This window comes from Aromatoleum sp., assembly GCF_035254505.1.
Lineage (GTDB): Bacteria > Pseudomonadota > Gammaproteobacteria > Burkholderiales > Rhodocyclaceae > Aromatoleum.
In genome coordinates this window covers 39,289-54,475 of sequence record NZ_DATFAO010000090.1, presented here as the reverse complement: position 1 = coordinate 54,475, position 15,187 = coordinate 39,289, and the positions used below count along the sequence as shown (strand labels likewise).

Genomic DNA, 15,187 nt, shown 5'->3' with positions numbered 1-15,187 from the left:
GGGAAAGAGGGATTGGAGGATTCAGTTCGCCGCCCACAGGTCGGGCGCGCCGGGATCGCTGCTCGCGACCAGCCGTTTGAGGAGGAGCTTCAGCGCCATCGCATCGCCGGCGCCGAGCTTGTCGGTCATCTCGGCCTCGACGGCCTTCGCCAGCGCAATGTGGCGCAGCGACGCCGCGCGGCCTTCCGCGGTCAGCAGGTAGCGCACCTGGCCGTCCGCGAGTTCAGGCGCGACGAGGCCTCTGGCGACGAGTGCGCCGATCGCGGCTTCGCTCGCCCGCATGCCGGTGTAAGCGATGAAGCCGTCGATCTGGGCAAGCGTCAGCCGGTCGCGGATCGACAGCACGGACAGGATGAAGAAGGTCCGCTCGTCGAGCGCGTCGGTGTCGAGCAGGCGCCGCAGCCGGTGCAGCATCTGGTAGTGGGCTCGGCCGAGCAGGTAGCCGAGGAGGTCCTCGGTGTAACAGCAGTCCGGCGAGGGGGCGGCGCCAAGGCGGATTTCGTCGCGTGGCTTGCGCGCGGCGAGTGCGTATTGGCCGCCCTGGAAAACGAGTGGCGGGTGTTCGCTGCGGTCGTAGGCCAGCACTTCGCCGACGAAGATCACGTGGTCGCCGCCGTCGTAGCTGCTCGCCGTGCGGCACTGAAAGCGCGCGGTGCAATCCCTGAGCAGCGGCGCGCTGCCGACGCCTTCGTCGAGCTCGATGCCGGCGAACTTGTCTTCGCCCTGGCGTGCGAAACGGCCTGAGAGGGCTTCCTGCTGGGCGGACAGCACATGCACGTTCCATTGGCCGGCGCTTTCGAAGGCGGCGAGGCTGCGGGCATTCTTCGCGAGGCTCCACAGCACCAGCGGCGGCTCGAGCGATACCGAGTTGAAGCTGTTGGCCGTGATGCCCACCGCGCTGCCGTCGCCGGCGCGCGTCGTGACGATCGTCACTCCGGTCGTGAAGGTGCCGAGTGCGGCCCGGAAGGACTGCCGGTCGAAGGTCGTTGTCATTTCTTGCCTCGGGTGCGCCAAACGCTGTGAGGCAAGTATTCCCGGCGCGACATCGCGCGGCATCGTCCCAATGGATTAACCCGGAAGGCGTCGGTCGGGTCGCTGCAATGCCGTGTTGACGAGCGTCCGAAAATGGTCATTTAATGAATTTAAGGAAGCTCGATCGGTGGGAAGGCAGCGGTTTTCCTCCGTCTGATCCGGGCGTCCCTTACGTGCAGGACGCAGCTTCAAAGACACAATTCGAGCGCGGTTCAACCGCGCCGTGGTGGAACGGAGAGACACGATGAACACCGATGCCCTGGCTTACATGCCGCGGACGGCATGGCCCCGGGCAGGGGAAGTACGCCCTGCCGTCACGTCGCCCGAGTTCGATTTCGAACAGACCTTTGCCCGATCCGGGCTGACACTTTCGGCTTACGACCGACTCGTGCGCCTCACCTACGAGGGGGCCCGCGAAGAGGTGCCGTGGACGAGCCTGCTCGACGCGATGATGGGCCATCTCGACGCGAACTACGTGACGCTGATCCTGCGGCCGGTGACGTCCGAGCAGCCCTACCTGGTGGTCTTCGCGGGGGTCGCGCAGCCTGCGATCGCGGCGACCTACGAGACCTACTTCTACGCCCTTGATCCCTTCGTGAATCTGCCCGTCGACCGCATGGTCCAGCTCAACGAACTGGTCGACGAGAAGGAATGGCTCGAGAGCGCCTACTACCAGGATTTCCTCAAGCCGCTCGACATCCGCCACTACATGGGTGCCGACCTTGGCGGAAGCGAGTCGCCCTGTTGTCGCCTGCGCGTCACTCGCCCCGAGGGGGCAGTACCGTTCGAGGAGCGCGAGATGGCGATCTGCACGCTGTTGCTTGCGCACCTGAAGGCCGCGGTGCAGTTGCGCTCGGCGCTCGATCTCGTCGAGGCGGAGCGGCGCTTCTACGCCGGCACGCTGGAGCGGCTCGCGATCGGCGCGGTGCTGCTCGACAAGAAGGGCCGGGTGCTCAAGACCAATGCCGCCGCCGACGAGATCCTCGCCGAAAATGACGGTCTTCGCGTCGCCAAGGACGGCCTCCACGCGACTTACGGCAACGAGAACAGCGAGCTGCACAAGCTGATCGCAGAGGTCATCGGCGGTGCGCGCGGTACGCCCAGCCTCGTCGCCGGCATGTCGCTGACGCGGCCTTCGGGGCGGCCCAGCCTCGGCATCGTCGTGCGTACGGCGCCGTTGACCGAGTGGTCCGAGTCGTCCGTGCGTCCCGCTGCAGTCGTTGTGATCCGTGACCCTGAGACCAAGGTCGAGGCCTCGCAAACCACGATGAAGCGCCTCTACGGCCTGACCCCGGCCGAGACGCTGCTCGCGCTGCGCCTCCTCGAAGGGCTCACGGTCGACGAGGCCGCCGAGCGCCTGTCGATCAGCCGCAACACCGCGCGCTGCCAGCTCCGCGCGATCTTTGCGAAGACCGGCGTCACGCGTCAGACCGAGCTCGTGCGGCTGTTGCTGAACGGTGTCGCGCACCTCACCTGATCGCCACCGGCGAGGCTGCTCCCATCACCCTTTCGGACGATGTGAGGGCCGCGCTTCCTGCCCAGAATGGTTTCCGACAAGCCCCAAACGGGAACCATTCTGACCATGGAAAACGGTGTGCTTCTTTCCGACGAACAACTCGTGCTGCAGGAGACTGCGGCGTCTTTTCTGGCCGAGTTCGGCAACGCCCGCAAACCGCCGTCGGAGGATGGCGAGTTGTGGCGGCGCCTTTGCGAACTCGGCTGGCCCGCGGTACAGGTCCCTGAGGAATTCGACGGACTCGGGCTCGGCGCGGTCGAACTCGCGCTGCTGATGGAGGAAATGGGGCGTCGCCTGCTGCGTTCGCCCTTTCTCGCGAGCGTCGTGCTGGCGCAGACGGCCTTGCTGCACGCGGCCGACGCTTCCGCGCGTGCCCGGCTGCTGCCCGGACTCGCGACCGGCGAACGGCGCGCGACGCTGATCCTCGCGCCCGGCATGGTGTGGGCGCCGGCCGAACTGCCGATCCGCGTGCGCCGTGATGGCGCCGGCTGGATGCTCGACGGCAGCGCCTTGCAGGTTCTCGACGGCGACAGCGCCGATTTGGCATTCGTCGCCGCCCGCTTCGACGATGGCAGCGCCGGCCTCTTCGAGGTCGGTGCCGACGCCGTCGGGCTCGAACGCGTGCCTCTTTCCGTCTGGGACGAAACGCGTCCCCAGTCCGCCTGGCACTTCCGCGGTGTGCGGCTCGAAGCGTCGGGTCGCATCGACACGCCGCAACTCCTCGATCCAGGGCTCGCCCGCACTGTCGCCGTCGGCGCCCTCCATCTCGCGGCGGAGCAGGTCGGCGGCGCGGCGCAATGTCTCGACCTGAGCGTCGCCTACACGAAGGAGCGCCTCCAGTTTGGCCGCCCGATCGCGAGCTTCCAGGCAGTCAAGCATCGCTGCGCCGAGATGATGGTGAAGCTCGAAACGGCACGCTCCGCCGTACGTGGTATCGCTGCACGAGTCGATCGCCTCGACGACGGCGCGCTGCAGCGCGATTGCGCCGTCGCTCGAGTCCTTGCGACTGACGCCTACCGCTTCTGCGCGCAGGAGGCCGTGCAACTGCACGGCGGCGTCGGCTTCACCTGGGAATACGACCCCCAGCTGCACTTCAAGCGCGCCCAGTGGGGCAGCGGCTGGTTCGGAGGCGCGAGCGCATGGCGCGAGCAAGTCGCTGCCAGCCTGCTCGACGCCGCATGAGGATGGAATCGATGAACGAAAAAACCTTCCGCGCCGAAGTCGCCGGCTGGATGACGGAGCACCTCACCGGCGAGTTCGCCTGCCTGCGCCATCGCGGCGGCCCGGGCGACGAGGAAGCTTTCCCCGCCTTGCGCAAGGCCTGGGAGCAGGAGCTCGCGAGCGGCGGCTGGATCGGCCTGAGCTGGCCCGAGGCGCATGGCGGTCGCGAGCTGCCGCTATCCCTGCAGCTCGCCTTCCACGAGGAATACGTCCGCGCAGGCGGTCCCGGCCGCACGGGCCATATCGGCGAAACCCTGCTCGCGCCGACGTTGATCGCGCTCGGCACGCCCGAGCAGCAGCGTCGCTTCCTGCCGGGCATCCGCGCGGGGCGCGAGTTCTGGTGCCAGGGATACTCCGAACCCGGCGCGGGCTCGGACCTCGCGGCAATCACGACGCGCTGCTGGCAGGAGGATGGCGTCTGGCGCATCCAGGGGCAGAAGGTGTGGACCTCGCTCGCCCACGAGTCGGAGTGGATCTTCGTGCTTGCGCGCAGCACGCCCGGCTCGGTCGGGCGTGAGGGGCTCACCTTCCTGCTCGTGCCGCTCGCCCAGGACGGCATCGAGATCCAGCCGATCCGCCAGATGACCGGCGAGGCGGAGTTCAACGCCGTGTTCTTCGACGGCGCGAAGACCGATGCCGGCTGTGTCGTCGGCGCGCCCGGCGACGGCTGGCGGGTCGCGATGGCGCTCCTTGGCTTCGAGCGCGGCGCCTCGACGCTCGGCCAGCAGATGCACTTCATCCACGAGCTGCAGCTCGTCGTCGACGTCGCCCGCGGAAATGGTGCTGCGCGCGATCCGGTCGTGCGTCAGCGTATCGCCGACGCCTGGATCGGCCTCGAAGGCCTGCGCCACAACGCCACCCGCATGCTGAGCAGCGCCGAATCCTCGCGTCCGCGGCCGGAGACGCTGATCTACAAGTATGCGTGGTCGAACTGGCACCGCGATCTCGGCCAGCTTGCGATGGACGTGCTCGGTGCTGCGGGCGATCTGCGCTCCGACGACGATGCCGTCCGCCGGCTGCAGCAAGTCTTCTTCTTCTCGCGCGCCGACACGATTTACGCCGGCACGAACGAGATCCAACTCAACATCATTGCCGAGCGCGCGCTGGCGATGCCGCGCTGAGGGCCCATCATGCAGACGAAATTTTCCCCCGCGCGTCCCGTTCGCGCCGAAGACGTTCCCCACGTGGATCTGGAAGCCGACGTCGTCATCGTCGGCTTCGGCGCGGCCGGTGCCTGTGCCGCAATCGAAGCTGCGCGTGCCGGCGCGCAGGTGGTGGTGTTCGAGGCCGCCGCGGCCGCGGGTGGTAGTGCCGCGCTGTCCGGCGGCGAGGTCTACGTCGGCGGCAGCGGTGGCACTGAGGTGCAGCGTGCGGCCGGCTTCGAGGATTCGACCGAAGATCTCTTCAAGTACCTGATGATGGCGGGCGGTCCGGGGGCCGACGAGGCACGGGTTCGGCTCTATGCCGAGAACGCGGCCGCGCACTTCCGCTGGCTGCAGGAGCAGGGTGTGCCATACAAGGGCAGCTACCTGCCCGGCAAATGGCTCGAACCGATGACCGACGACACGCTCGTCTGGTCGGGCAGCGAGACGGCCTGGCCGTTCTCCGCGGCGGCGAAACCTGCCCCACGCGGCCACACTGCGATGATGCCCGGCGCGGGCGCAGGCAAGGTCATGATGGAGCGCCTCGTCGACAAGGCCGTTTCGCTCGGCGCCATCGCCCACTACAACAGCCGCGCCCTGGCGCTGATCGTCGAGGCGGACGGCCGCGTCGGCGGCCTCGTCGTGCGCATCGACGGCCGGCCGCATTATGTGCGCGCACGTCGCGGCGTCATCCTCTGCGCCGGCGGCTTCATCAGCAACCGCGAAATGGTCGGCCGCTACGCCCCGGCCGCGCTCTCCTGCACGATGGAAGTCTCGGCCGGCAACGACGACGGCTCGGGCATCCGTATGGGCATCGGCGTCGGGGCGGCCGCGATCCACATGGACCAGTTCTTCACGACGCTGCCTTTCTTTCCACCAGAATCCCTCGTCAAAGGCATCTTCATCAACGAGCGCGGCAGCCGCTTCATCAACGAAGACGCCTACCACGGCCGTGTCAGCCAATACATCCTGCGTCAGCCGGGCCGCCGCGCCTGGCTCCTCGTCGACAACCCCATCTTCGCTCGCCCCGAGTTCTTCCCCGACATCCACATCGCCGCGGTCGGCGAGACCTGGCAGGACATCGAAGCGGAACTCGCGCTGCCGGCCGGTGCGCTGACGAGCACTGTCGCCGAGTTCAACCGCCACGCTACCGAAGGCCGCGACCCGTATTTCCACAAGAACGCGACATGGCTGCGCCCGCTCACCGAAGCACCCTTCGCCGCGCTGAGCTTTTGCCCGGAAGATTTTCCCGCCTGCGCCTTCACGCTCGGCGGACTCGCGACACGCCCGACCGGGGAAGTGCTCGATGCTGACGGCGAGGCGATCTCCGGCCTTTACGCTGCCGGGCGTACTGCCTGCGGTCTGCCGCGTTGGGGCGAGGGTTATAGCTCGGGGATGTCGATCGGGGACGCGAGCTTCTTCGGGCGACAGGCGGGGAGGTGTGCGGCAGGGCGGTGAAGGCGGTTCGGGCGGGCGGCCGCAAACGACCGCCCGCGCGCGCGTTACTGCGCGATGTATCCCCCATCCGCGAGGTAGAACGCGCCGGTGATGAAGCTCGCGCCGTCCGAACACAGGAAACCGATCAGCGACGCCATCTCCGCCGGTTCCGCAAAGCGCCCGAGCGGTGTCGCGGCCGTCATGATCTGCGAGACCTGTTCGTTGTCGGTGACCATGCGCGTCATCGGCGTCTTCACGACACCCGGCCCGACGGCATTCACGCGGATGCCGCGGCGGCCGTAGTCGAGGGCGGCGGCCTTGGTGAGGCCGACGACGCCGTGCTTGCTGGCGACGTAACCCGCGCCGCCGGGGTGGGCGACGGCGCCCATCATCGAGGCGATGTTGACGATGGCGCCACCGCCCGCGGCGAGCATCAGCGGCACGGCGAAGCGAATCGCATAGAAGGTGCCGCTGAGGTTGATGCCGATGGCCTGGTCCCAGGCATCGAGGCTGTATTCGTGGACGGGCGTGGGAACGGGGCTGACGCCGGCGGCGTTGACGAGGGCGTCGACGCGGCCGTGGCGGGCCTTGACGGCCTCGAAGGCGCGTTCGACCTGGGCCGGGTCGCGCATGTCGGTGCGGATGAAGCTGGCGTCGCGGCCGGCGTTCGTGAGGGCTGCGGCGGCAGCGCGGCCGGTTTCGTCGTTGTAGTCGAGCAGTACGACGGCGGCGCCGCGTTCGGCGAACCATTCGGCGCTCGCGAGCCCGATTCCGGAGGCGCCGCCGGTGACGACGGCGACCTTGTTGGCGAAGTCCATGTCTTTTCTCCTTGGGGTAACTTTTTGCTTTCAGGCCGAGGCGCGCAGCTGGTTGAGTGCGAGCTCGTTGGGCGGGTTCATCACGCACCAGGTGCCGGCCGGGTGGTAGATGTAGGGCACGCAGCGGTTGCAACTGGTGCAGCCGGAGACGGCGAGGGTGCCGTCGCGAAATTTGTTCACCAGGGCCGGATCGTGAATCAGCGCGCGGGCGAGGACGATCGCGTCGAAGCCTTCCGTGGTGGCGGCCTCGGCCGCGGCGAGGGACTTCACGCCGCCGAGGTAGCCGAGCGGCACCTTGACCGCAGCGCGGATGCGGCGCGAAAGCTCGAGGAAGTAAAGCTCGCGGAATTCGACCTTGGGCGCGCGGCCCATCATGAATTTGGTGGCGAGGCGCGCGAGCCCGCTGCCCGGGATGGCCTTCAGCACCTTCATCATCTCGTCGAGGTCGTGATTGCTGCCGAACATGAACCACACCGATTCGATATTGCGTCCGCCCGACAGCACCAGCATGTCGGCGCCGGCCGCTTCGAGCGCCCGGGCGGTGACGATCGCGTCGTCGACGGTCGCGCCGCCGGGAACGCCGTCCGCGACGTTGATCTTCGCGAGCACGGCCATGTCGCGCCCGACCGCGTCCTTCACGCGGCGCAGCACTTCGGCCGGGAAGCGCACGCGCCGCATGGCGTCACCGCCGTAGGCGTCGCGGCGCTTGTTCGACAGCGGCGAGATGAACTGGTTGAGCAGGTAGCCGTGGCCCATGTGCAGCTCGACCGCGTCGAAGCCGGCTTCGCGGCACAGGCGGGCGGCGGTGACGAACTGCTGCGTCACGAGCTCCATGTCGGCGGGCGTCATCGCGCGCTGGAACCAGTTGCCGGCCAGCAGTCCGGCCTGGTTGATGCCGGACGACGCGCTCATCGTCGCCCCCTTGACCTTGCAGCCGGTGACGAAGGAGCCGCCGTGCGTGATCTGGACTGACGCGGCCGCGCCTTCGGCATGCACGGCGTCGGTCAGCACGCGCAGGTCGGGCAGGATCTCGGGCCGCAGCCAGAGCTGGTTCGGCAACGTGCGGCCGACTTCGCTGATTGCGCCGTAGGCGACGGTGGTCATCGCGGCGCCGCCGGCCGCGACGTCGCGGTGGTGCTTGACGAGCGCCTTGCTCGGCGCGCCCTCCACGGTCATGCCTTCGTTGGCGCCGGCCCGGATGAAGCGGTTGCGCAGGCGTACGGGGCCGAGCGTCAAGGGATCGAAGGGGGATGCGCTAGCCGGCATGGGTTCCTCGCAGACGTTGTGCGCAGCGTGGTGCGCAGGTGGACGGATGCTGGCAGGGCCGGCGTTTGCGGTCATCACCCATCGGGACTAAGTCTTTCGCCGGCTCTGGCCATAGTCCGCGTGGGTGATGTAGGCGGGGAGGGCCACACCCCATCATCCTCGCCAGATTGCCCATCGGAGGAATTTGGCGTGGCGGCACAAAACGAGACTCAGACCGCGTTCGACGTGATCGTCGTCGGTTCCGGCGCGGGCGCGATGACGGCCGCGGTGTTCGCAGCCGATTACGGACTGTCGGTGCTGGTCGTCGAGAAGAGCGACCGCTACGGCGGTACCTCGGCGATCTCCGGCGGGGGGATCTGGATTCCCAACAACCCCCATTTCGCCGCGATCGGCGGGCGGGACAGCCGCGGGCAGGCGCTCGACTACCTGAAGGCCGCGACCGCGGGACGCGTCGACGAGAGCCGCCTGCAGGCCTACATCGATCACGCGCCGAAGATGATCGAGCAGCTCGAACGCAACAGCCGCGTGCGCTACGCGGTCGCGCCGAAGTATCCGGACTATTACCCGCATCTGCCTGGCGCGCTCCCCGGCGGGCGTTCGCTCGACCCCGAGCTTTTCGACACCAGCGTGCTCGGCGACGAGTTGGAGCGCATGCGCGAGCCTTCCCCGGCGACGTTGCTGATGGGGAAGGTGTCGTGGACCGCGCGGCAGGCGCACAAGGTCGTGGCGAAGGAGCCCGGCTGGGTGCGGACGGTGGTCGGGCTGATGGCGCGCTACCACTTCGACTTCCGCTGGCGGCGGCGCACGCGACGCGATCGTCATGCCTGTCTCGGTGGCGCGCTGGTCGCATCGCTGCGCCGCTCACTGATGGATCGCAACGTGCCGCTGTGGCTGCAGACCGAGTTCCGCGAACTCGTGCATGAGGGCGGGCGCGTGACCGGCGTGCGGCTGCGGCGCGAGGGTCGAGACGTCGTGGTCCAGGCGCGGCAGGGCGTGATCCTCGCCTCCGGCGGCTTCGAGCAGAACCAGGCCCTGCGCGACAAGTACCTGCCGCAGCCGACGAAGGCCGCGTGGAGCGCGACTCCGCCCGGTGGCAACACCGGTGCGGCGCTGGAGGCGGGCATCGCCGTGGGTGCGGCGACCGATCTGCTCGACCACGGCTGGTGGGCGCCGACGATCCGCGTACCTGGCGAGGAAAAGCCGCGCGCGGTGTTCGCCGAGCGGGCTTTCCCGGGTGCGATCGTCGTCAACGGCCAGGGCCGGCGTTTCGTGAATGAGGCCGCGCCGTATCTGGAGTTCGTCGCCGCGATGTACGCCGACAACCCGGCGAGCGGCGGGAAATCGACGCCGGCCTGGGCGATCTTCGACGCGCATTTCCGCCGTCACTATGCGATGGGGCCGCTGATGCCGGGCAAGATCCAGCCGGACGAGCGGCTCGACCCGTGCTGGGCGGGGAGCGTCTACTGGAAGGCCGCGACGCTCGACGCGCTCGCCGTCCGGATCGGTATCGATGCGACCGGCTTGAAGGAAACGGTGCGGAAGTTCAACGAAGGCGCGGTCGCTGGCCAGGATCCGGACTTCGGCCGCGGCGACAACGTCTATGACCGCTACTACGGCGACACCCAGGTCAAGCCGAATCCCTGTCTCGCGCCGCTGACCAAGGGCCCGTTCTACGCGATGCGGATCGACGCGGGCGACATCGGCACGAAGGGCGGTCTGCTGACCAACGCCGAGGCGCAGGTCCTGCTGCGTGATGGGTCGGCGATCCCCGGTCTCTATGCGATCGGTAACTGCTCGGCAGCCGTAATGGGGCCGAGCTATCCGGGGGCGGGCGGCACGCTTGGGCCGGCGATGACCTTCGGCTACCTCGCGGCGCGACATCTCGCGGGAGTGCTGTGATGCGTGCGGAGAGCGCTTCGACGGATGATGCGCTGACGCTGCCGGCGCTGGTGTTCGCGGCGGCGAGCCGACACGCGGGCAGGATCGCGATCGAGGACGAAGGATTGCGCCTCGATTACGCGGAGTTGCCCGAGCGGGTACTCGCGGTCACGCGTGCGCTGATCGCGTCAGGCATCGAGCCCGGCGACCGCGTCGCGATCTGGGCGCCGAACCGCGCTGAGTGGATCCTCGCGGCGCTCGGCGCGCACTGCGCGGGCGCGGTGATGGTGCCGGTGAACACGCGGATGAAGGGGCTGGAGGCCGCGGACATCCTCGCGCGGAGTCGTACGCGACTGTTGTTCGCGGTCGGTCGGTTCCTCGATTGCGACTACCCGGCGATGCTCGAAGCGGAGCGCCCGGCGACGCTGGAGCGGGTCGTCGTGATCGGCGACGGGAAACCCGCGCGGGCTGGCGATCTCTATTGGGACGAATTTGTCGCACGGGCGGACGAGGTGCCGCAGGACATCGCCTGCTCACGAGCGCTGGCCGTGACGCCGGAGGACCTCTCCGACCTGATGTTCACGTCGGGCACGACCGGGCGCCCGAAGGGCGTGATGTGCGCCCACGGCCAGGTGCTGCGCGCCTTCACCGGCTACGTCGGCGCGCTCGGCTTGCGTCCCGGCGACCGCTACCTGATCGTCAATCCCTTCTTTCACACCTTCGGCTACAAGGCGGGGTGGGTCAGTTGCCTGATCGCCGGCGCGACGATCCTTCCGCATCCGGTGTTCGACGCCGAGGCCGTGTTCCGGCGCATCGAGGCGGATCGCGTCACGGTGTTGCCGGGACCGCCAGCGCTTTACCTGTCGATGCTCGCACATCCGCGCTTGGCGGAAGCGGACCTGGGCAGCCTGCGCGTCGCGATCACCGGCGCGGCGACGATCCCGCCGGTGCTGATCGAGCGCATGCGCAAGGAACTCGGCTTCGAGGTCGTCACGACGGCCTACGGGCTCACCGAGTGCGGCGGCGTCGCGACGATCTGCGATCCTGCCGACGACGCCGAGACGGTCGCGACGACGAGCGGGCGCGCGATTACCGGCACGGAAGTGCGCATCGTCGATGCCGAGAATCGGCCCCTTCCGGCCGGCGAGGCGGGCGAAGTCTGCGTGCGCGGTTTCCACGTGATGCGCGGCTACTTCGAGGACTTGGCCGCGACCGCCGACGCGATCGACTCCGACGGCTGGCTGCACACAGGCGACGTGGGCATCCTCGACGAGCGCGGATATCTGCGCATCACCGATCGCCTGAAGGACATGTTCATCGTTGGCGGCTTCAACTGCTATCCCGCGGAGATCGAGGCGGGGCTGACTCGCCATCCGTCGATCGCGCAGGTCGCCGTGATCGGCGTGCCGGACGAGCGCATGGGCGAGGTCGGCTGCGCCTGTGTCGTGCTGCGGGCGGGCGAGCGACTCGACGAGCCCGGCTTGATCGCCTGGGCGCGCGAACGCATGGCGAACTACAAGGTGCCGCGTTACGTGCGCTTCCTGCCGGCGCTGCCGGTCAATGCGTCGAACAAGGTGCTGAAGAGCGAGCTGCGGGCGGGCTTCGTCGCCGCTTGAGACGGCCCGCCCGAGGGTCACCGCCCTTCGAAGCGCGGCGGGCGTTTTTCGAGGAAGGCCTGCATGCCTTCCTTCTGGTCGCGAGAGGCGAAGAGCAGGGCGCAGGCGCGGCGTTCGAGCGCGAGTGCGGCGTCGAGCGGCGCGTCCATGCCGGCGAGGATCACTTCCTTGATCTGTTCGGCCGCGAGCGGCGGCATCGCGGCGATGCGGGCGGCCAGTTGGAGCGCAGACTCCATCACCTTGTCGTCGGCGACGACCTCGCTGACGAGGCCCGCGATCCAGGCCTCCTGTGCCGTGATCGGCGCGCCGCTCAGCGCCATCCGCATCGCCTTGGCCTTGCCGACCGCGCGCACCAGGCGCTGCGTGCCGCCGATGCCCGGCATGATGCCGATCCGGATTTCCGGCTGCGCGAAGCGCGCGCTCTCGCCGGCGACGATGATGTCAGCGAGCATCGCGAGTTCGCAGCCCCCGCCGAACGCCGGGCCGCGCACGGCGGCGATCACCGGTTTGGGGCAGTCGCGGATCGGCGCCCACAGGCGTTCGGTGCGCCGCAGGACGATGTCGATCGGGCCGACGCCCGCCATGCTGTCGATGTCGCCCCCGGCGGCGAATACCTTGTCGCTGCCGGCGATGACGATGCAGCGCACCGACGGCTCGTCTGCAAGCGTCGTGAAGGTGTCGGCAAGCCGCTTCTGAAGTGCGGGGCTCAGGGCGTTGGCGGCGTCCGGGCGGTTGAGGCGGAGCAGCGCAACGCCTTCGGAAGGATGTTCCAGGATCAGGATGTCGTCGGGGCAGGTGGGCATCGTCAAAGGTCTCCTCGCATTTCCGCTGAACGAGCGGATCGGATCACTTCGCATGTTCCGCATGGCGCCGCCCGCGCTCATCGTCCGTTCAGACGACGAGGGGCGTCGGGCGCATCGATAGAGTCGAGCCGTGAAAATCCGAAGGGAGACATCGATGACGAATCGATCAAACGGGAGCCTGCCGTCGCCGCAGCAGGCGCTCGACTACCACGGCAAGGTCGTGCTCGTGACGGGCGGCACGAAGGGGATCGGCGCGGGCATCGCGCGCTGCTTTCTCGCGGCCGGGGCCACAGTGCTGGTGTGCGGGCGCAGCGCGCCCGACTTGCTGCCGTCGGTGGGTGACGCGCGCGCCCTGTTCGTCGCGGCCGACGTGCGCGACCTCGAATCGCTGCAGGCGCTGTTCAACCTCATACGGGACAAGCACGGCCGGCTCGATGTCGTCGTGAACAACGCCGGCGGCGCACCCTTCGCGCTGGCGGACACCGCATCGCCGCGCTTCCACGAGAGCATCCTGCGCCTGAACCTGATCGCGCCGCTCAACGTCGCGCAACTCGCGAACGCGACGATGCAGCGGCAGGACGAGGGCGGGGTGATCATCTTCATCGCCAGCGTCGCCGCGCTCCGCCCGTCGCCCGGCACGGCGGCTTACGGGGCGGCGAAGGCGGGGATCCTGTCGCTCGTGCAGTCGCTCGCGGTGGAGTGGGCGCCGAAGGTGCGTGTCGTCGCAGTGAGCCCGGGACTCGTGCACACCGAGCAGTCGCATCTGCATTACGGCAATGACGCGGGGCTTGCTGCCGTCGCCAGCACGATCCCCGCCGGACGCCTAGCGACTCCGGAAGACATCGGCAACGCCTGCCTGTATGCGGCCTCGCCGCTCGCGAGCTATGCGAGCGGCGTGAACCTGCTGCTGCACGGTGGCGGCGAGCGGCCGGCCTTCCTCGCGGTCGGCGCGCAGCACGGCGCCTGACGTGGCTTCATCCGTTAGCCCCGGTGTCGAAGCCCTGCGGAGCCGCGACAAGGTCAGGGCGAACGGATGTACTGGGTCGGCGGGCTAATAGTCCGAACGTGCGATGCCCGCCTAAGCCGACGACTCCACGATGCGAGTGACGGGATGGACGCGATTCGTCCCGACAACTTCGCGCATCTGCGCCCATCGAGGAGACAAAAGCATGGCTGAAGCGGATCACAAGCAACACATCTACGAACTCGCGTGCCGATACGCGCGGGCGGTCGACCGGCGCGACTGGCCGGCGCTGGAGGCGCTGTTCGCGCCGGGCGCGAGCATCCGCGGCCCCGGGTTCAGCATGGACGGACACGTGGCGATCCTCGCAGGCATGGGCGCGCTGGGCCAGTACAGCACGACCCAGCATCACGTCCACAACCAGCTCGTGACCCTGGACGGCGCGTCGGCGAACGCCGAGACCTACTGCGTCGCGAGCCACATCTACGAGCGTGACGGCGCCAAGCGCAAGCTCGACTGGGGCGTCCGCTATCAGGACCGCCTGGTACTGGATGGCGGCGAGTGGCGCTTCGCACAGCGCGAGCTCGTCGTCGATTGGACCCAGGATCTTCCGCTGCAGGGGTGAGCCATGGAAACGAAACGACCTCTTGAAGGCAAGACCGCCATCGTGACCGGTGGCGCGGGCGGAATCGGTGCGGCAGCCGCACGATCGTTGGCACGTGATGGCGCCGCGTTGCTGCTCATGGGCCGACGGCGCGACGCGCTGGAGCGCACGCGCGACGCCCTGCGTGACGAGTTGCCCGGGGCCCGCATCGAATGCCACGCCGGCGACGCCGGTCAGGCCGACGACGTACAGGCCGCGCTGCAGCGGGCCTGGGCGATGCAGGATCGCCTCGACATCGCCGTCCCCACCGTAGGAGGCGGCGGCTTCCGGCCGCTGCTGATGCACGACGCCGACAGCTTCCGCGCCGAGCTCGAACTCAACATCGTCAGCGCCTTCCTGATGGTGCGCCACGCGGCGCCGATGATGGCCGAGAAGGGCGGCGGGGCGATCGTCTGCATCTCGTCGACCGCGGCGAGGATGAACTTCCGTTGGCTTTCCGCCTACTGCACGGCCAAGACGGGCCTGGAGGCCTTCGTGCGTGGCGCGGCGGAAGAACTCGCGCCCGCCGGTATTCGCGTCAATGCCGTGCGACCGGGACTCACGCGCTCGGACGCGACCGGCGCGCTCTTCGGCTCACCCGCGCTGCTCGACAAGTTCGCCGAGCAGATCCCGCTCGGCCGTTTCGGCGAACCGACCGACATCGCGGGCGCCGTGCGCTATCTCGCAGGCCCGGAATCGGCGTGGGTCACCGGTCAGAGTTTTGCGGTCGATGGCGGCAACGAGCTGCGCCGGCATCCCGTCCTCGACGACGCGATGGGCCTGATGTACGGCGAGGACACCGTGAAGGACGTACTGCGCGGCATCGCGCGCGGCGGGAGTTCGGCGAAATGAGT

The 15,187-nt window shown here is 68.7% G+C and carries 13 protein-coding genes; 9 read left to right on the top strand and 4 right to left on the bottom strand.

Annotated features, from left to right (window positions below):
* Window positions 1-21 precede the first annotated feature (21 nt).
* A complete protein-coding gene (locus VJ673_RS18465) occupies window positions 22-993 on the bottom strand; it encodes a flavin reductase (RefSeq protein ID WP_324127635.1) in 972 nt (323 codons plus the stop codon).
* Window positions 994-1,276: 283 nt separating this feature from the next.
* Between VJ673_RS18465 and VJ673_RS18460 the strand changes: the two genes are divergently transcribed.
* The 4 genes from VJ673_RS18460 to VJ673_RS18445 all read left to right on the top strand — a co-directional run bounded on the left by VJ673_RS18460 (window position 1,277) and on the right by VJ673_RS18445 (window position 6,369).
* Window positions 1,277-2,509 (top strand): helix-turn-helix transcriptional regulator, encoded by a 1,233-nt coding sequence (locus tag VJ673_RS18460; RefSeq protein ID WP_324127634.1) that lies wholly within the window; start codon window positions 1,277-1,279, stop codon window positions 2,507-2,509.
* Between the two features lie 105 nt (window positions 2,510-2,614).
* A complete protein-coding gene (locus tag VJ673_RS18455; RefSeq protein ID WP_324127633.1) occupies window positions 2,615-3,730 on the top strand; it encodes an acyl-CoA dehydrogenase family protein in 1,116 nt (371 codons plus the stop codon).
* A gap of 11 nt (window positions 3,731-3,741) precedes the next feature.
* Window positions 3,742-4,890, top strand: a complete 1,149-nt coding sequence (locus VJ673_RS18450; protein WP_324127632.1) for an acyl-CoA dehydrogenase family protein — start codon at window positions 3,742-3,744, stop codon at window positions 4,888-4,890.
* Window positions 4,891-4,899: 9 nt separating this feature from the next.
* The gene (locus VJ673_RS18445; protein ID WP_324127631.1) at window positions 4,900-6,369 is read left to right on the top strand and encodes an FAD-dependent oxidoreductase; all 1,470 of its coding nucleotides are present in this window, start codon (window positions 4,900-4,902) and stop codon (window positions 6,367-6,369) included.
* Window positions 6,370-6,413: 44 nt separating this feature from the next.
* On the opposite strand, the gene VJ673_RS18440 is transcribed toward VJ673_RS18445, so the two are convergent.
* Together VJ673_RS18440 and VJ673_RS18435 are read right to left on the bottom strand one after the other, a co-directional pair.
* Window positions 6,414-7,166, bottom strand: coding sequence for an SDR family NAD(P)-dependent oxidoreductase (locus tag VJ673_RS18440; protein ID WP_324127630.1), 753 nt, complete (start codon window positions 7,164-7,166; stop codon window positions 6,414-6,416).
* Between the two features lie 30 nt (window positions 7,167-7,196).
* Complete coding sequence (locus VJ673_RS18435) at window positions 7,197-8,432, bottom strand: NADH:flavin oxidoreductase (RefSeq protein WP_324127629.1); 1,236 nt, start codon at window positions 8,430-8,432, stop codon at window positions 7,197-7,199.
* A 189-nt stretch (window positions 8,433-8,621) separates the two neighbouring features.
* Between VJ673_RS18435 and VJ673_RS18430 the strand changes: the two genes are divergently transcribed.
* Both VJ673_RS18430 and VJ673_RS18425 read left to right on the top strand, forming a co-directional pair.
* Window positions 8,622-10,331, top strand: a complete 1,710-nt coding sequence (locus VJ673_RS18430) for an FAD-binding protein (protein WP_324127628.1) — start codon at window positions 8,622-8,624, stop codon at window positions 10,329-10,331.
* Window positions 10,331-11,926 (top strand): FadD3 family acyl-CoA ligase, encoded by a 1,596-nt coding sequence (locus VJ673_RS18425; protein WP_324127627.1) that lies wholly within the window; start codon window positions 10,331-10,333, stop codon window positions 11,924-11,926. Before VJ673_RS18430 ends, VJ673_RS18425 begins: the two co-directional genes overlap by 1 nt.
* Before the next feature lie 17 nt (window positions 11,927-11,943).
* Here VJ673_RS18425 and VJ673_RS18420 read toward each other — a convergent pair whose 3' ends face one another.
* Entirely contained in the window at window positions 11,944-12,729 is a 786-nt protein-coding gene (locus VJ673_RS18420) for an enoyl-CoA hydratase (RefSeq protein ID WP_324127626.1), read from the bottom strand.
* A gap of 154 nt (window positions 12,730-12,883) precedes the next feature.
* Between VJ673_RS18420 and VJ673_RS18415 the strand changes: the two genes are divergently transcribed.
* The 3 genes from VJ673_RS18415 to VJ673_RS18405 all read left to right on the top strand — a co-directional run bounded on the left by VJ673_RS18415 (window position 12,884) and on the right by VJ673_RS18405 (window position 15,185).
* A complete protein-coding gene (locus VJ673_RS18415; protein WP_324127625.1) occupies window positions 12,884-13,696 on the top strand; it encodes an SDR family oxidoreductase in 813 nt (270 codons plus the stop codon).
* A gap of 202 nt (window positions 13,697-13,898) precedes the next feature.
* A complete protein-coding gene (locus tag VJ673_RS18410; RefSeq protein ID WP_324127624.1) occupies window positions 13,899-14,315 on the top strand; it encodes a nuclear transport factor 2 family protein in 417 nt (138 codons plus the stop codon).
* Between the two features lie 3 nt (window positions 14,316-14,318).
* Window positions 14,319-15,185: an SDR family NAD(P)-dependent oxidoreductase gene (locus tag VJ673_RS18405; protein ID WP_324127623.1), complete on the top strand. Its 867-nt coding sequence runs from the start codon at window positions 14,319-14,321 to the stop codon at window positions 15,183-15,185.
* Window positions 15,186-15,187 lie beyond the last annotated feature (2 nt).